Origin of the sequence: Mesorhizobium caraganae, from assembly GCF_016836705.1 — a bacterium.
In the GTDB taxonomy this organism is placed as follows: Bacteria; Pseudomonadota; Alphaproteobacteria; order Rhizobiales; family Rhizobiaceae; genus Mesorhizobium; species Mesorhizobium caraganae.
Genome location: NZ_JAFCGY010000008.1, coordinates 44,962 through 60,527, shown reverse-complemented (window position 1 = coordinate 60,527; position 15,566 = coordinate 44,962). Strand labels below are relative to the sequence as shown.

Genomic DNA, 15,566 nt, shown 5'->3' with positions numbered 1-15,566 from the left:
AACATGCCGCCGCGGATCGCACCTTACATCGCTCTCGCATGCGCCCTCTTTGGCCTTTCCTCGCCGCTGAAGGCTGACCCGGTACCGGGAGCCCACATTCAAACCGCCAAGCTGCACCGCATAATCGAAGACGCGAGGCTGCGGCAGATGATCGGGCAGATGGTGCTGGTTGGCTTCGTCGGCAGCGAGCCGGATGCCGAGGGCTACGCGAGGGTCGTCAGGCAAGGAGAGGAAGGAAAGATCACGGGCGTCATCTATCTGGGGCGCAATATCGACGGCCTTAAGCAAGTGAGGGAACTGAACGAGGGCCTGCAGCGCTTCGCGGCAACCCCGTTGCTCATCGCGGTCGACCAGGAGGGCGGCCGTATCCAGAGGCTCACGGGTGCCATCGGGTTCAAGGAGACGCCGAGCGAGGCGACTGTGGCTGAGTCCATGAGTCCCGACGAGGCCGGCGTGGTTTACCAGAACCTCGCTTCCGCCCTCTCGGATCTGGGGTTCAACCTCAACCTGGCTCCGGTCGTCGACCTCAACGTCAACCCGGCGAATCCGATCATTGGCAAGCTTGGCAGGAGCTTTTCTGCCGATCCGCAGACGGTCGAGGCATACGCGAAGGTTTTCGTCGAAGCGCATCGGGCGAAGGGTGTGCTAACGGCCTTGAAACATTTCCCGGGACACGGTTCCAGCACCAAGGACAGCCACAAGGGCATGGCGGACGTTTCCAAGACATGGAGCGATAAGGAACTTCTCCCCTACAAGAACCTGATCGCGTCGGGGGATGTCGACATGGTCATGTCCGCGCATGTGATAAATGACAAGCTGTCCTTTTCGAACCAAATCCCCTCCTCGCTTTCCCGCGCGACGTTGACCGGGCTGCTGCGGGACAACATGCACTTCAAGGGCGTTGTCATCAGCGACGACATGCAGATGCAGGCCATTACCGACAACATCAGCTTCGAGGACTCGGTGCTGCGAGCCGTTCGGGCAGGGAACGACATCCTGATATTCGCCAACGACAAACATCCAGACCCCCTGGTCCCGGAAAAGGTTGCCGCCCTTCTGTCTGAAGAAGCGCGCAAGGACCCGGAAATGCTCGAGCGGATACAGAAATCCTATGAAAACGTCATGCGCCTGAAAAGGAAGCTGGCGCCGGCCGTTTCCGAGGAAACGACCATTGTGCGGGAACGGTAGCGCGAGGCTGCCTAGGCAAGGAGGAAACATGCTGGCGTATGGTCTTCGCTGCGGAATAGCGGGACTTCTTTTGGGAGTGGCAGGCGCAGTTGCTGCTGTCGTTCCGCCAACCGGGATTCGGCCAGCGAATGCGCAATCAGTTGGGGATCTTTTCTACTATCCGCACACTTCCTTGAATGGGATCGTCAGTGCGAAGGTCAGCGTCCAGTTGGAGTCCTGTAGAAACCTTTGCTCCGCGCGCTCGGGATGCGCCGGCTTTGACCACTCGTCGAACGGCGACGTCTGCAGGCTGTTCGCGAGCGTTGGCGGCGCCGAGGAACGCCAGGGGCAAACGGCCGGCACCCGCAGTCTTGTCACTGGCTACCATCCGCCAATCAATCAACCTGCCTCTCCACAGCCTGCCGAACCACCGCCGCAGCCTAACCAGCCGGCGCAGCAGGCGATTGCCGTGACGCCACCGCCTGCCACGTTCAGGCGCTTCCTCAACAGGGACCTCAAAAGCAGAGCCACCGAGACCAGGCAGGCCGAAAGCGTGGATCAGTGTGAATCCATGTGCCGGGCCTCGGAAGGCTGGTGCAAGGCTTTCACTTACGACGCCTGGAACCGGAAATGCTTCCTCAAGGAAGGTCCTGGCCAACTCTTGATGAACGCCCGAGCCACCAGCGGCGTCATGTCGGAGCTTGGAACCCCGACCGCGTCAGGCGCAGCTGCCTACTTCGAATATTTCAACGACAAGGCCTTTTCGGGAAACGGGTTCCGCGTGCTGAGCGCTCGCGCCCGCGGCGAGTGCGAACGGGATTGCTCGGCGCTGGACCAGTGCATCGCTTTCGGATTCACCCAATCCCAGAAGCGCTGCGTCCTCTTCGACCAACCGGGCGAATATTCAAGCAGCCGGGGAACTAACAGCGGCGCAAAACGCCAAGATTGATCGGGAAGCGAGCCGGGAGTGTCGTCGGGCGACATGCACAATTGACGGGGGGTCAATTTCTCAGGCATGCACTCTCCGAATCTCTGAGGATTGGAAATCTTGGGCATGACAATTGGGAGTCAATGGCCTGTAGTTGGGAGGCTCGAGGCCGCGCGATTTGGACGGAAGCGTGAGTGTCCTATGGCTTTGACCAAACCCGCGATCCGCATGGGATGGCAGGCTTTGGAATTACATATCCCCCATGCGCGAAACCTTCCCCTGCCCGTCATCTCACGCAGCCCAAGCTCGCTCACCAGGTTGAGCGCCCCCTGCTTTGTCACCTTCAGCCTGTCCTGGATCATGCCGGTCGAGACGAGCGGCGTGACAGGACGAGTTCGATGAGGTCGGCCAATTTCGAATTGGAGCGCCGTTGTTTGAGCCGCCGCTCCATCTGGCTTTTCGCCAGCACGAGACGGTCATGCTCCTTCAGGCCAGCCACCGCCGCGTCGTGAATGGCATCGAGAGCGGCCAGCAGCCGATCGCTCCGATTGCGCGCCCGCCGCCGCTCCCGCGGAATGTTCTTGGCGCCGAGATGCAGGCAGGCGAGATGGCCAGCGGCGAGACCCTCCTGGCGCAGCAGCGCGGCAACCAGCAGCGGCCCAAGCCAGGTGGCATGCTGCAGCACCTCGATGTCTTGCCAGACCTCGAGCAGGATCGCGCCGCGCAGGGCGACCGGCAGATCGCGCGTCCTGGCCATTACATGCTGCCATTCGCCTAGCCGTTCGTCTTCATTCCAGTCGAGATCGTAGATCAGGTCCGGCCTCTCGTCCGCGCGCTGTGTCCTCGCCGGCACGTCGGCGCCGCTGAGGAGCTTTGATGAGCGTGCCAGGACAGCATCGATCTCGGCAAATTCTTCTGCCAACAGATCGTCTTCAACGTCATCCCTACTGTCGGCTTCAACGGTGCCGGCTTCAGCCCCCTCCCCTTCCCGGCTTTTTTGGCCCCCCGCCGGCATGGCGCCGCAGCGCCCTGTAAGCTGCGTCAACCCATCGCGGCTGAGCGCCCAGTCTGGTTTTTGCGCAAAAATGCGCCGGCGGGTTCGCAGCACCGCGTGGGCCTGGGTGAGCTCGTGGGTCGGGGTGCGGATGTCCATGTGGGCGTCGTGCAGGACGAGGTCCTCGAGGTGGACGAGCTCGCCCTCGAGCCACAGCGCCGCGGCCGCGTCGGCGAAGTGCTGGCGCTCGACAAAGCCGTCGCGGACCGGCGAGCGGTGAAGCCGCTCGTCGAGACGCGCCAAGACCTCCGTGGCTGTCGCTTTCACTTCCCGACTTCAATAGCGGGAACGTCATGTGCTGCTTAGGTTTGGGTGCTACGATAGGCGCGATTTTCCGCTAACGATTTCACTGGCCGCTCGATTTTGCATATCGATTGCACACGCGAAAACTGGTTTACGCATTCCGCCGCCATCAGGTGAGAGCGCAGGGGCCAACCCAGTTCCTGCTGGACATTCAACGGTAGTGGTTGACACCCGAGGGTTCCAGCCGGGCGCGCTGCCGGTCAACGTCCGGGCCGCGCATCGACACACGGCATAGCCGATGAAAACGGCCGACGTCGAGGTCAGGTCGGTAACCAAAGGCTTGTCGCACATCATGTCGCGGTATTTCTACTAGTTGCGGCAATGACATGGGATGCGAAAACGACCGGAAACCTAGCATCAAATGCTCTGTCGCGGTTTTAGGAATTTTGCGACAGATAGTCCGCTTTGCGGAACAAAGCGGCCGTTAGACCTCGGGAAGTTCCGGCTATCGCCCAATGACAAACGCTGAAAAGTCGAAGGTATCCACATAATCGCGGAATGCGACCTGCGCCTTGGACTGGTTCTTCAGGTTGGGAAAGATCAGCATCATTTCATAGGGTGGAATTTCCCAGCCCGGTAGCAGTTCCACGAGGCGGCCGACCGCGACGGACGGCTGGCACACATAAGCGGGAAGGAGTGCGACCCCGCCGCCCGCGATGCAGGATTGCAGCAGAAACCCCATAGAATCCGAAGTCGCGGCCGCAGGCGGCCGCATGACGATCGGTGCGTCGTCTGACGAGAACACCCATTCAGGCTGCGCATCATGCACCAGGCAGCGGTGATGTAGAAGATCGGTCGGTTTCCGAGGAGGACTGCCAGCCGCCAGGTAGGCTGGGGCGGCGACGAGAACCCGTTTGATCGACGAGACACGCCGCACGATCAGGTCCTGACCTGTGGTCGTGCCAACGCGAAAAGCGAAATCAACCTGCTCGCGGATGATGTCGAGATGCCGGTTTGTGGCGATCAGCTCGACCGTGATCCGGGGAAACTGCGTGGTAAATCCGTGTAGGAAGGTCGGCATGAAATAGCTGGCTGTTACCTCTGGGCAGGTGATCTTCAGCGTCCCGACAGGCTGTTCCTTCAGATTGGTCATCGCCATGTTCGCGGCCGAGACCTCTGCGCGAACGCGGCGGCAGTATTCGAGATAGACCTGGCCGCTGCCGGTGAGGCTTACGTGCCGGGTCGAACGGTTGAGGAGCCGCAGTCCCAGACGTGCCTCAAGCTGGGCGATGCGCTGGCTGACCGTGGATTTGGGCATCCCGATCCGCCCCCCGGCACGGGTAAAGCTGCCCGTTTCGGCGACTTCGGCCAAAAGGATCATGTCGTTCACGCTGTCCAAAGCTCCGCATCCTCTTTCGCGTGTCGCTGCTCATTGTACAATAGCACGGACAACTTTTCCGTATAATCGGAATTGTTGGAACGTTCTCGGCCCGGTAGCCTCGGCGCACGAAGAAGGGAACGCGAAAATGCCGACCAGTCAGACGGCCCTCAAGGAAGACAGGGTGGCCATCGCCGTTGCAGCGATGGTTTTCACGGACGTGACGCTTTCCATCGCTGATGCGATCATCAAGGTCACGCTCTCGCACATGCCGCTTTCGCAGTTCATTTTCCTGCGGTCCTGCGTCACGCTGCCGTTGTTGATCTCGATCCTGAGATGGCGCCTTCCGCAGGTACCGTTGCGCCCGGCCTATCCAGGCTGGGCCATCGTGCGAAGCAGCCTGCTTCTATCGAGCCTGCTCATCTATTACGCTTCGCTACCGCACCTCGACTTCTCGATGGCGGCGGCGGTCTATTACACGATCCCGCTGTTCATTACCCTTTTTGCGGCCTTCGGGATCAGGGAACCTGTCGGGGTGCAAGGTTGGGTCGGAGTCGCCCTCGGATTCGTCGGTGTGCTGCTCATGCTGAAGCCGCAAGCGGGCGACTTGAGCATATGCGGTGATGCCGCTGGTTTCCGCGATTCTCTACGCTTTGGCGATGGTGCTGACGCGCACCAAGAGCCGCGGCGAGAACCCTTTCGTACTGGCACTGATTTTCAACCTGATAGCGATCGTTCTCGGGGGTGGCGCGAGCCTGGCGACCGTGATGGCAGGGAGCGAGAGTGGGCAAAGCCTGTTCATGGGCGAGTGGGTTCCAATGGGCTGGACCCAATGGGCGCTGATCGGGTTTTTGAGCATGACAATGCTGATCGGCAGCGTCGGCACGGCCATCGCCTACCAGTTGGGACCATCCTCGATCATTTCGACCTGGGACTTTTCCTATCTGGCCTTCGCAGTGCTATGGGGCGTCGTGCTCTTCTCGGAACGTCTGGATGCAGCTTCCATGCTCGGTATCGTTCTCATCGCACTGGCCGGGATTATCGTCATCCGGCGTTAGCGGCGATATATTGAAACCGAGCCGGATGATGGCTTCGGGCTCCTTTGCGACTGTCGCACAACTCCTTGACCTTCGCACGCTGCAAAAGTCTGCGACGGCTTTGGTGCCCTTCGGAATCTCCCCCGGTTTGGACAGTACGCTAAGCAGCGGTCACCGGGGAAGGGGTTCCGGCGGCACTCGAGTTGACCCCTTCGCGTTTCAAGAAGAGGGTCAGAAACACGAGACCTAAGCTCACAACAGACACCGACAGATAGACAGGATGGAACGTTCCGAAGACGGACTTTGCGAAACCCCCAAAGAACCCTCCCAGGGTCGTTGAAAGTCCGAGAAGGACGTTGCCGACGCCAAAGACGAATATTGAGGCAGCCGGGTCGAAGGACTTGCTGATGTAGGCTGGGAAAAGGCCGTACATGGAGAAGTAGGCCAGCCCATAAAGGGCGGCAGCGGCCATCAGGCTGGGCGCACTGGGGTGGAAAAACATTAGCAGCGAAGCAGCCGACATAGCGAGGTAGCAGATTGTGAGCGCAGTCCGGATGCCAGCGCGGTCGGCAATGAAGCCCATGGCGAAGCCGCCCCACATGCCTACGAACCCGATCGCCGACCACATGCCACCGGCGAGGTCGACTGAGAAGCCCAGTTCATCACGGACAAAGGGCGATATGTATGTTTGGAACGGATAGGTGCTGAGCCCGCTTGCGAGCATAATCAGCCAGATCATCATGGATTGGGGGTTGCTGATGGCGCGCAGGCGCTTCCTGATATCGGATCGATCGGAGTCCGGGACATCGGTCCGAACCTCGACAGTCTTTTCTATGACGCCACGGCGAAACAGGTAGAAAACGGAGAACGTGGCGATGGCTATGCCGAGCACTGCTATGAAAAACCAGATGTTCCGCCATCCAATTTTGGGAAGCAGCGAGGCTACGAGCAGGCCGCTCGCGAAGTCGGCATAGCTCTGCCCGCTGGAAATGATTCCGAACACCTTGGCCCGATGCTGAAACGGTATGGATTTTGTCACTACGGCAACCATCGGGACGTAGACTGCGGACGAACAGACGCCGAGGACAAACGCCAGAACGTATAGCATCCCGACCGAATGCGAGACGCCCATTCCAATCTGAGCGCAGAGCGAAAGGAGGACGGAGCCGACAATCGTCCGGCCGTAGCCGATCGTGGGGGCGAGGAGGCCGGCAAGCAGGCTTGCCAGCAGAAAGCCGAAGCGAGCAATCCCCGCAACCGCGCCGGTCTCGACATAGTTGAAGCCGATGCTCTTCATCATGTCGGGTATCAGGATCGAGAAGAGATCCATCGAGAACCCGTACGTGATCCCGATGAAACCAGCGAATATTACAGTCAGGACAATCGTTTTGAGCAGGCCGTGATGCCGCCCCTGGCTCGCCGCTGCCAACATAAGCGAATGCTCTTCGTGGAGTGGATCGACGCCCTGCGCTGTTTCCGAATGCATAGAGATAAGCCCGATCACACCATCAAAGACGCCCTGCGAGCAGCGGGTAGATCGTCGTGAGAATTTCGACAACTGATTTCTATTGCGCGTCGGTTTAGTATAGCTAAATTGAAGTATGACGATCCCAGTCTCTCTCCCCGCTCTGCGCGCCTTTGTCGAGGTCGGGCGAAACGGCAGCGTAAAAGGCGCTGCAAAGGACCTGGGCGTGACGCCAGGAGCGGTAAGCCAGCAGATAAAGCTATTGGAGCTTCAACTCGGCGTTCGCCTGTTCGCCCGTGGGAACCGCGAGATCAAGCTGACACGAGAGGGGCTGCTTCTGTATGGGAACCTCGCTCCCGGCTTCCAGCAGATTGACGATGCGATTTCGTTGTTTGCCGACAGGCGACCGGGACCGGAAACGTTGATCGTGACGACCACCCCCACCTTCGCTGCCTGCTGGCTTACGTCGAGGATCGGGCGTTTCTCAAAACTGCATCCGACCATAGAGGTGCGTATTGAGATCACCGAACAGCCCGTCGACCTCAAGGCCGAAGCGATCGACGTCGGTGTTCGCTATGGAGCCGGGAAGTGGCCGGGACTGGATGCGGTTCGCCTTTTCTCGCCGCGACTCATTGTCGTCGCAAGCCCCGATCTTTTGATGCACGGCCCTCTGACGACACCGGCTGATTGCCTGCGCTATCCTCTCCTGCATGACCGGATACGGACAGACTGGTCAACCTGGTTCGCCGCCTCAGGTGTGAGGCTGCCCAAAGGCACCATGAAAGGACCAAGCTATCCCGACGACACATTGCTGATTCAAGCTGCCAGCACGGGTCAAGGTCTAGCCGTAGTACGCGACGTTTCCGCAAACGACGCCTTGGCGTCAGGAAAAATAGTCATAGCGATCGACAATTCCGTGCCAACCCAAGATGGGTATTACGCCATCGCCGTCACCGAAAAAGCGCGTATTGCGAAGGTTAGGAGCTTTCGCGACTGGATTTTGAGTGAGGCAAGCGAGACGCAGAGACGTTTGAGTGTTTGAACAGCGCCGATCCTCGATGCCGGCGTGCCAGCCTCGATCTACACTACCCCGCCACGCGAGATTCAATCGTGAAGCTTCCAAGGACGACGGGGGCCCTAAGCGATACGAGACGCCTCCTATCGGTGGCTGATTGCGTCAGGCTCGACGGCAGGGTCATGATCACGTCTGTCGCTTTTGCTTTCCCGATTTCAAAGGCGCAGATGTCATATCCTGTTTAGGTTTGGGCGTTATAGCCGACGCGATTTTTAACTAACGATTGCACTGACCACTCAATTTGCCGAACCGATTACACCACCGACAAGGGACGCCAGCCGCGTCACATTCCGATGAAGCGTGGTCGGCCGCGCGCCGCGTAGCGCGTGAGCTGGACAGGATTCTCGACGGTTCGGGCCCCCGACATGCGGCAATCAATCGGGCCGCGGCCGAGCTGCGCCTCTCGACCCGACAGGTCTACAACCTGCTCGCGCGTTACCGCATCGATCGGACCGTGACATCACTGCTGCCCCGGCTGGATGGCGTCCGTAAGAAGCGCCTTGACCAGGGCATCGAGGAGATCATCGCGAAGACGCTGCGAGAGCAGTGGCTGGTGCTGGAGGCTCCGCCGCTTGCTCCCGTCGTGGCGGAGGTCCGCGCTCGCTGCGAGGAGACCGGCCTAGCCGCTCCATCCTATCTCACCGTCGCCCGCCGGATACCCGGGCTGTTCAGCCCCGAGGAGATCGCGAAGAAACGATCCGCGAACCCGAAGCATCTCCGCCGGCTCAAGCCGCGGCCGGGATATATCCATGCGGCGCGCCCGCTCGATGTCTGTCAGATCGATCACACGCCTACCGACATCAACTTCGTGGAGGTCGTCGACGGCGGCGGAACGTTCATCGGGCGGGCATTTCTCACGATCGTCACCGACGTGGCGACCCGCTGCATTCTTGGATCCTGCCTCACGCTGGAGAAGCCGTCGGCGCTGTCGGTCGCGCTCTGCCTGGCGCAAGCCATGTGTCCAAGGGAGGCATGGTTGGCCGCGCGCGGCATCGAGCATGGATGGCCGATGTTCGGTCGACCACGGTCGCTCGTCACCGACTCAGCCCGGGAGTTCAAAGGGAATGCCTTCCAGCGCGGGTGCGAGGACTACGGCATTCGGATCCGCTACCGGGATCGCGGCCGCGTCCATCAGGGCGGGGTGGTTGAGAGGCTGCTCGGCAAGCTCAACTCTGTTCTGGCAACGCAGCCAGGCTCGACGGGCCGATCCGTGGCAGACCGCGACCACTATCCCGCAGAGCGACGAGCTCGCCTCAGCTTCGCCGATCTCGAACGATGCGTCGCGTTCGCGGTGATCGACCACAACCTTCAGGAAAACGCGAAGACATTGAAGGTGCCGGCAACAGAGTGGGACAGGCAGGGGCAAGATTTTTCGCGCTGTGACGATGACCCGATGCGCGTCTTGCTGGCATTCCTGCCCGGCACGGAAAGGCGGATCTCGCCGCAGGGCGTCAGCATGTTCGCTCTGGATTACTACTCGCCCTGGCTGGGCGGCCTGGTCCCACAGCGAGACCGGCTGGACAAGCTCGAGGTGCGATACGACCCGCGCGACATCAGCCACGTCTATGTCCGCGATCCTGAAACCAGGGAGTTTCGACCCGTGCAGCGGCGCGACGGATTGCTCGCGCCGATCACGTTGTGGGAGCACGAAGCCGACCGCTGGAAACGACGCGCCACGAATGCGCGAACGGATGTCGAGAAAGTGACGCTCCGCCGCCGGATCGCGGAAATCGCCGGCGGGCAAAAGCCTTCGAAGATCGAGCTGCGCAATGCCGTGCGTCGAGCGCACGCGGCAAAGGCCGCCAAACCCTATGACGCCATGCGCCCGCCGACGCTGGCGCCGACCGAACATCCCGTGCGTCCGAAGCGCCGGCTGCCGGTCGAGGACTGGTGACATGATGGACCATCTGCTCGACCACGTTCGTCCGTATCTCGACCGCAGCACGGAAAACCGGATCGCCTACATCCAGGCGCAGCGATGGATCGGGCATCAGGTCGCGATGCAAGCGCATGAACGTCTGGCCGAACTGCTGGCGCGGCCGCCGGCGCTACGGACCCGAGGCCTGATGCTGGTCGGACCCTATGCCAACGGCAAGACGATGATTGCGGAGCGGTTTGCCGTGGAGCATCTAAAAACCGCCGAGCAGCAGCGGGTTTGGGTGGTGCAGACGCGTGAGGGGGCCGGACTTGCCCATTTTTATGGAAGCATCCTGCAGGCATTGCGTGCTCCGGTTGGCAACGGCCGGAATGTCGGCCGCAAGGCCGAACAGATCGATCATCTGCTTGACAGCCTGAAGCCCAAAATCCTGATCTTCGACGAATTCCACAATGCGCTGCGAGGCCGGTCGCGAGACGTCGAGGCGGTTCTTGCGTTCCTGAGACGGATTGGCCGCCAGTTTGACATTTCGCCGGTTCTGATCGGCGAGGTCGCCGTCTACGATTTTATCAACCAGACCGCAGAAATGGCGACCCGCTTCGAATTGCTCGCGGTGCCGCGGTGGCAGTACGGCGAGGAATTCCTAACGCTCCTGGACAGCCTCGAAGCCGCCTTGCCGCTCGCCCGTGCTTCCGATCTTTCCGATGAGAAATTGGCGCGGATGATCTTCCAACTCTCCGAGGGACTGATCGGCGAGATTGTGGCGATCGTCGCTGCAGGGGCTGCGGCCGCGGCGAGGTCCGGTGTGGAGCGGATCACGAAATCCGGGCTCGAGGAGCTGCACTACGTCCCGGTCTCGAAGCGCCAACGGGCTCCGGCACGCGGCGGCCTGCTGTGAACCGAGACGCGACAGGCGCGGGTTTCGCCATCGAGATCCGCGAGCGATACGGAGATGTCGTTCGGGATCGGTGGCCTGTGGCCATTGACCCGCAGCCCGATGAATTGCTGTCGAGCTGGCTCCACCGCCTCGCGATTGCGAACGGAATCGCACCGCGGTTGTTCGCCAACGTCCTCGGGCTCGGCGACGGGATGTGGTCGCCTCGCCTCGACCTTCGGCTTCCGCGCGATGTCGCGGCTCTGCTCTGTCATCAGTCAGGCGTTCCGCAGGAAGCAATCTCAGGGATGGCGATGACTGGTCCAGCGTTGTCACCGCTTCTGCTGCCGCTGCGCGAGAACGCGCGCCGGAATCGTTCGACCTGGATGCAGTATTGCCCTCAATGCCTTGCCGGCGACGAGGCGCCATATTTTCGGCGGCAGTGGCGGCTGGCATCGCGCATCTCCTGCTTCTTGCATGGTTGCGGCCTGCGCGATCGATGTCCCGCCTGTCGAAGCGGGATTGCATCCTTCGACCAGACCGAACTGATGCCGCAGCAGTTCTGCGCCCGATGCGCTTTCGATCTGCGCAGGGCATCGAAGGTCTTCGTCAAAACGTCGGCACGACGGCTGGAACGGTCGATCGACGATATCTGCAAGGTGGAGATGGCCAAGGGAGCGACGACGATCGGCGAGCTGATTTCGCGCCTGCTGCGCGTGCCTATCATTGCAGGCGTCGCATCGGGAAAGACGCTCACGAACCTGTCCACGTCCTCGCGTATCCGCTGCTTCGAATGGCTCGCGGACAAGCCTGTCAGCTGGTTGACGGCAGATGAGCACGATGCGGTTGCCCGGCGGCGTCGGCTTATTCTGGCTGCAGGCGGCCATGGTAGGTTGATCGCGCACTTCGCGGATTTCATGGACAAGCATCAAGGATCGCAGAGCTCGGTGCGGTCACCCCCGCCCGGCGCTGACCTTGCGGTTCTGCTCGAGGCCTATTCGCGCGCCACTGATCGTGCGATCCGAACGAAGCGTCACCCTGTTCTCGCGGTCCTGCGCGGAAGCCCGCGAACCGCTTTCTCGGGGAGCAGCATGCTATTCATCACCGGCGACACCTGCGTCCTCGTCTCCGTCATTGGAAAAGCCCGGCATGATGTCTCCCGCCAGCAGTTTTTCCTTCGACAGCAAGCCGGCATCCTCGAGCGCCTCGAAATCCGGCAGGTCACGCAGCGTGTCGAGGCCGAACTCCACCAGAAACGCTTTCGTCGTGACATAGGTGTACGGCGCGCCGGGTGTCGGGCTGCGCGGTCCGGAGGCAATCAGGGCGGCGCCGCGCAGATGGCCGATCAGGTCGCGCGAAACTTCTTTGCCGAAGAACGACGACAGTTCCGCGCGGGTGATCGGCTGGAAATAGGCGATGCACATCAATACCAGTACCTCGGATTGCGTCATGTCTACGGCACCCCCGCTCCCGCCGACGGCTGTGCCAAATGCACTGCGGATGGCGTCGGCATAGGCCGGCCGCGTCAGATGCTTCCAGCCGCCGGCGATCGCGACCAGATCGTAGGGTCGGCCGCGCAGTTCCTCGCGGATGTCGTCGATCAACAGATCGATGCTGCAGGTCCTGCCGACGATCCGGGCAAGCACCTCGCGGGTCACCGGCTCGCTCGCTGCGAAGATCGTGGCCTCGACCCGGTTCATCCATTCCCTCCAACGAACCTCGGGCGGCAGGTGATCCAGCTCCCGGTCAAACAGCTGGTCAGCTGATCGGCGGTCATCTGACCGGCCCTGCCCTCGCCTCTTGCGCGCCGCTTCAGCCATTTCCTAAAGCCCGTAGATGCGGAAGGTCGGACGACCTGACAATTCACGCACGGCACCGAGCTCGACCAGCCGGTCGAACAGGCGGCGCAGGCCGCGGTCGCTCATCCCGGTCTTTTTGTCCCCGCGCGATGCCACGAGCGCGTCGTCGGACAGCAGCTGTTCGACGACAGCGTCTGCGCCCTTCGCCCGCAGTTTCGGCGCGACGGCGAGCAGCCGCTCCGCGCGGCGCTCAAGTCCGATCGACAGGTCGATCGCGCGCAGCGCGGCACGCGCCTGGGCGGCCAGCAGACCTTTCGCACGCTCGGTTTCTGTTTCAATGCCCGTCACCGGAGAGCTCGTTGCCGATCGACGCGGGCGAGCGCTCATACCCAAGGACGCCTCGGCGCCCAGGAGCGGTACGGCATGCTGCCAGCCCAGCTTTTGCGCGAGTAGCGCGTCGGCAAGCCAAAATCCGACGACGCGCCCGAATCCGTAGCGCTCGGCGGCCGCGACGGCACCCGTCAGCGTCCCGACCGTCCCGGCGCTGGCGCCGAGCTGCCGAAGCTCATCCGCCAGATCGCCGACCGCCTCGTCGTCGCGGGCGTGACCGAATTCTTCCAATACCGCGGCGAGGTTTCCCCCCGTCAGAAGATCCTCTGCGGGCCGGGCTGCCAGCCGGCGCCAAGCTAGGAGCAAAAGACCGGCGGGGCCGACGGACAAAAAATCGCCGGGGCGGGCGAGCAGCACAGCGTCGCGCAGCCCGGCTTCGTCCTCGGTGCGCCCCGCCTGCCGCGCCGTCACCGCGGCCGCGGCGAGCGCGAGACGCTGCCGCCAGGCGCCAGCCCATCGCTCCTGCCGACGGATTATCGCATCGAGCGCGCCGATGGCGGCGCCCGCGGCGATCGCAGCATCCTCAAGGTTTTGCGACGTCTCGATTGCCCTGCGCAGCCAGGATGGCACAGTCGCCATGGGCGCGATCGGCGCGGCGCCGAGCGGCTGGACTGCGTGGCGCGAGAGCGGCTTGGGGCGAAGAATCATCGTTGAGAGCATGAATCACAGCGGCGCTTCTGGCAACGCAAATGCGCAAGAACCGCCGCACCTGTCGATATCGTTTTATGTCCGGTAAGCTTGCCTTATCGGACGTATGCGGATAGCCTGCCAAATCATGGAAGATCCCCCATCGAAACCCACCAAAATCGACCTCCCGCCCGCCGACCATCCAGATGGCGATCTGCCCGATATCGTCGATCTGGTGCTGGAAATGGGCGCCTCACCCCCCACCCGGTGGGCGCCGGCGCGCCTGGAAGCCCTTGTCGAGACCGCGACGGCCTCCGCCAAGGCCGCCAGCTCCGAAAACACCCAGATCGCCTACGCCAAGGACTGGCGGCATTTTTCCGCCTGGTGCCGGCGCAACGGTTTCGAGCCCCTGCCGCCAGAGGTACAAATAATCGGGCTCTATATCAGCGCCTGTGCCTCAGGCACTGCCTCGGGCACTGCCTCGGGCACCGCCGCCGGTGAACCCCAGCGGGGCTTGCTTCCCCTTTCGGTCGCCACAATTGAACGCCGCCTCTCCGGCCTCGCCTGGAATTTTGCCCAGCGCGGCCTGCCAATGGATCGATCCGATCGGCATATCGCCACGGTCCTCGCCGGCATTCGCCGCAAGCACGCAAAGCCGCCAGGGCAGAAGGAAGCCGTGCTCGGCGACGATCTCTTGGCGATGATCGCGACGCTCCGCCATGATCTGCGCGGCCTGCGCGACCGCGCCATCCTGCTGCTCGGCTTCGCCGGCGGCTTGCGCCGCTCCGAAATCGTCGGCCTCGACGTCGTGCGAGACGACAATAGTGACGGCGCCGGCTGGATCGAGATTTTTGCCGACAAGGGCGTGCTGGTGACCCTGCGGGGAAAAACCGGCTGGCGCGAGGTCGAAGTCGGCCGCGGCTCCAGCGATTTTTCTTGCCCGCTGGTGGCGCTGGAGACCTGGATCAGGCTGGGCCGCATCGGGAGAGGCCCGCTTTTCCGCCGCATTTTTCGGGACAACAAGACCGTCGACGTCGAACGTCTCTCCGACAAGCATGTCGCCCGCCTGGTCAAGCAGACGGCACTCGCCGCCGGCGTCCGCGCCGATCTTCCCGAAGGGGAGCGCGCGCTGCTGTTCTCAGGGCACTCGCTGCGCGCGGGCCTTGCCTCTTCGGCCGGCATCGAGGAGCGCTACGTGCAGAAGCAGCTCGGCCATGCCTCGGCCGAGATGACCCGCAAATATCAGCGCCGGCGTGATCGGTTCCGCACCAACCTCACCAAGGCCTCCGGTCTTTGAAATGCCCCCCTCCCGTCCCCCGGTGGAAGTAGCTACGCGACGGGCGGAAAGGGCGAGATTTCTGGCTTAGCGTTTCAATTGAAATCGGGAAGTAAAGGCGACAACGGCCTCGCTAGAGTGGCCCCTGTCGTCGAAGCGGTCTCCTCGAGAGCACGGGTTGCCCGTTCCAGCAAGAAGGTCTCACCGAACCTTCTTTGGCGAAGCCCGAAATTTTGGCATCCGTTCGGGATGTCGATCCCGATCTTCGACGGGTTCGGAAGGCGTGCCCTCTTCACCTTCTCGTCCCTTGAGCGGAAACCCGACACCACGATGTTAGCGGACGGGTATTCCGTTCTGACACTTGGTGCCTTCATCGA

The 15,566-nt window shown here is 62.0% G+C and carries 15 protein-coding genes and 2 pseudogenes; 9 read left to right on the top strand and 8 right to left on the bottom strand.

Translation table 11 applies throughout. The features are described 5' to 3' along the window. Window positions 1-3 precede the first annotated feature (3 nt). Complete coding sequence (locus JQK88_RS16875) at window positions 4-1,188, top strand: glycoside hydrolase family 3 protein (RefSeq protein WP_192250224.1); 1,185 nt, start codon at window positions 4-6, stop codon at window positions 1,186-1,188. 28 nt (window positions 1,189-1,216) lie between these two features. Beyond that, the gene (locus JQK88_RS16870) at window positions 1,217-2,116 is read left to right on the top strand and encodes a PAN domain-containing protein (RefSeq protein WP_192250221.1); all 900 of its coding nucleotides are present in this window, start codon (window positions 1,217-1,219) and stop codon (window positions 2,114-2,116) included. 119 nt (window positions 2,117-2,235) lie between these two features. On the opposite strand, the gene JQK88_RS36960 is transcribed toward JQK88_RS16870, so the two are convergent. The 4 genes from JQK88_RS36960 to JQK88_RS36955 form a co-directional block, all read right to left on the bottom strand. Next, the gene (locus JQK88_RS36960; RefSeq protein ID WP_246501513.1) at window positions 2,236-2,457 is read right to left on the bottom strand and encodes a helix-turn-helix domain-containing protein; all 222 of its coding nucleotides are present in this window, start codon (window positions 2,455-2,457) and stop codon (window positions 2,236-2,238) included. After that, window positions 2,454-3,392, bottom strand: coding sequence for an RHE_PE00001 family protein (locus JQK88_RS16865; RefSeq protein ID WP_281434869.1), 939 nt, complete (start codon window positions 3,390-3,392; stop codon window positions 2,454-2,456). The genes JQK88_RS36960 and JQK88_RS16865 overlap by 4 nt, the downstream gene beginning before the upstream one ends. Window positions 3,393-3,897: 505 nt before the next feature. Continuing rightward, on the bottom strand, window positions 3,898-4,773 hold the full coding sequence (locus tag JQK88_RS16860) for a LysR family transcriptional regulator (protein WP_246749885.1): 876 nt from the start codon (window positions 4,771-4,773) through the stop codon (window positions 3,898-3,900). Between the two features lie 156 nt (window positions 4,774-4,929). Then, the gene (locus tag JQK88_RS36955; RefSeq protein ID WP_281434868.1) at window positions 4,930-5,058 is read right to left on the bottom strand and encodes a hypothetical protein; all 129 of its coding nucleotides are present in this window, start codon (window positions 5,056-5,058) and stop codon (window positions 4,930-4,932) included. Here JQK88_RS36955 and JQK88_RS37450 point away from each other — a divergent pair. Continuing rightward, a pseudogene (locus tag JQK88_RS37450) lies at window positions 5,003-5,299 on the top strand (DMT family transporter); the annotation flags it as partial. The gene JQK88_RS36955 and the pseudogene JQK88_RS37450 sit on opposite strands and share 56 nt — an antisense overlap. Window positions 5,300-5,393: 94 nt before the next feature. After that, complete coding sequence (locus tag JQK88_RS36220; RefSeq protein ID WP_246749870.1) at window positions 5,394-5,828, top strand: DMT family transporter; 435 nt, start codon at window positions 5,394-5,396, stop codon at window positions 5,826-5,828. A 139-nt stretch (window positions 5,829-5,967) separates the two neighbouring features. Here the strand turns inward: JQK88_RS36220 and JQK88_RS16850 are convergent, their stop codons facing one another. Then, window positions 5,968-7,293: an MFS transporter gene (locus tag JQK88_RS16850; RefSeq protein WP_203278892.1), complete on the bottom strand. Its 1,326-nt coding sequence runs from the start codon at window positions 7,291-7,293 to the stop codon at window positions 5,968-5,970. A gap of 115 nt (window positions 7,294-7,408) precedes the next feature. Here JQK88_RS16850 and JQK88_RS16845 point away from each other — a divergent pair, with 115 nt between their 5' ends. From JQK88_RS16845 to JQK88_RS36215, 4 genes and pseudogenes are all read left to right on the top strand, one after another. Beyond that, window positions 7,409-8,314, top strand: coding sequence for a LysR substrate-binding domain-containing protein (locus tag JQK88_RS16845; protein ID WP_203278891.1), 906 nt, complete (start codon window positions 7,409-7,411; stop codon window positions 8,312-8,314). A gap of 274 nt (window positions 8,315-8,588) precedes the next feature. Continuing rightward, entirely contained in the window at window positions 8,589-10,241 is a 1,653-nt protein-coding gene (locus JQK88_RS16840; RefSeq protein WP_203278890.1) for a TnsB C-terminal domain-containing protein, read from the top strand. A gap of 1 nt (window position 10,242) precedes the next feature. Beyond that, entirely contained in the window at window positions 10,243-11,121 is an 879-nt protein-coding gene (locus tag JQK88_RS16835; protein ID WP_192250200.1) for a TniB family NTP-binding protein, read from the top strand. Then, window positions 11,118-11,528, top strand: a pseudogene (locus tag JQK88_RS36215) (TniQ family protein); the annotation flags it as partial. The gene JQK88_RS16835 and the pseudogene JQK88_RS36215, both read left to right, overlap by 4 nt. On the opposite strand, the gene JQK88_RS36210 reads toward JQK88_RS36215, so the two are convergent. The 3 genes from JQK88_RS36210 to JQK88_RS16820 form a co-directional block, all read right to left on the bottom strand. Beyond that, the gene (locus JQK88_RS36210) at window positions 11,430-12,026 is read right to left on the bottom strand and encodes a hypothetical protein (RefSeq protein WP_246749869.1); all 597 of its coding nucleotides are present in this window, start codon (window positions 12,024-12,026) and stop codon (window positions 11,430-11,432) included. The pseudogene JQK88_RS36215 and the gene JQK88_RS36210 overlap by 99 nt on opposite strands. Before the next feature lie 165 nt (window positions 12,027-12,191). Further along, on the bottom strand, window positions 12,192-12,917 hold the full coding sequence (scpB, locus tag JQK88_RS16825; RefSeq protein WP_192250194.1) for an SMC-Scp complex subunit ScpB: 726 nt from the start codon (window positions 12,915-12,917) through the stop codon (window positions 12,192-12,194). A 3-nt stretch (window positions 12,918-12,920) separates the two neighbouring features. After that, complete coding sequence (locus tag JQK88_RS16820) at window positions 12,921-13,946, bottom strand: DUF1403 family protein (protein ID WP_246749868.1); 1,026 nt, start codon at window positions 13,944-13,946, stop codon at window positions 12,921-12,923. A 115-nt stretch (window positions 13,947-14,061) separates the two neighbouring features. Here JQK88_RS16820 and JQK88_RS16815 point away from each other — a divergent pair, with 115 nt between their 5' ends. Continuing rightward, window positions 14,062-15,210 (top strand): tyrosine-type recombinase/integrase, encoded by a 1,149-nt coding sequence (locus tag JQK88_RS16815; protein ID WP_203278889.1) that lies wholly within the window; start codon window positions 14,062-14,064, stop codon window positions 15,208-15,210. Window positions 15,211-15,566 lie beyond the last annotated feature (356 nt).

What these genes read in the sequence shown, in the direction of transcription:
- JQK88_RS16875 (WP_192250224.1), top strand. Translation starts at nt 4, where the DNA reads ATGCCGCCGCGGATCGCACCTTACATCGCTCTCGCATGCGCCCTCTTT.
- JQK88_RS16870 (WP_192250221.1), top strand. Translation starts at nt 1,217, where the DNA reads ATGCTGGCGTATGGTCTTCGCTGCGGAATAGCGGGACTTCTTTTGGGA.
- JQK88_RS36960 (WP_246501513.1), bottom strand. Translation starts at nt 2,457, where the DNA reads ATGATCCAGGACAGGCTGAAGGTGACAAAGCAGGGGGCGCTCAACCTG.
- JQK88_RS16860 (WP_246749885.1), bottom strand. Translation starts at nt 4,773, where the DNA reads ATGATCCTTTTGGCCGAAGTCGCCGAAACGGGCAGCTTTACCCGTGCC.
- JQK88_RS36955 (WP_281434868.1), bottom strand. Translation starts at nt 5,058, where the DNA reads ATGAACTGCGAAAGCGGCATGTGCGAGAGCGTGACCTTGATGATCGCA.
- JQK88_RS36220 (WP_246749870.1), top strand. Translation starts at nt 5,394, where the DNA reads ATGCCGCTGGTTTCCGCGATTCTCTACGCTTTGGCGATGGTGCTGACG.
- JQK88_RS16850 (WP_203278892.1), bottom strand. Translation starts at nt 7,293, where the DNA reads ATGCATTCGGAAACAGCGCAGGGCGTCGATCCACTCCACGAAGAGCAT.
- JQK88_RS16845 (WP_203278891.1), top strand. Translation starts at nt 7,409, where the DNA reads ATGACGATCCCAGTCTCTCTCCCCGCTCTGCGCGCCTTTGTCGAGGTC.
- JQK88_RS16835 (WP_192250200.1), top strand. Translation starts at nt 10,243, where the DNA reads ATGATGGACCATCTGCTCGACCACGTTCGTCCGTATCTCGACCGCAGC.
- JQK88_RS36210 (WP_246749869.1), bottom strand. Translation starts at nt 12,026, where the DNA reads ATGCTTGTCCATGAAATCCGCGAAGTGCGCGATCAACCTACCATGGCC.
- scpB (WP_192250194.1), bottom strand. Translation starts at nt 12,917, where the DNA reads ATGGCTGAAGCGGCGCGCAAGAGGCGAGGGCAGGGCCGGTCAGATGAC.
- JQK88_RS16820 (WP_246749868.1), bottom strand. Translation starts at nt 13,946, where the DNA reads ATGCTCTCAACGATGATTCTTCGCCCCAAGCCGCTCTCGCGCCACGCA.
- JQK88_RS16815 (WP_203278889.1), top strand. Translation starts at nt 14,062, where the DNA reads ATGGAAGATCCCCCATCGAAACCCACCAAAATCGACCTCCCGCCCGCC.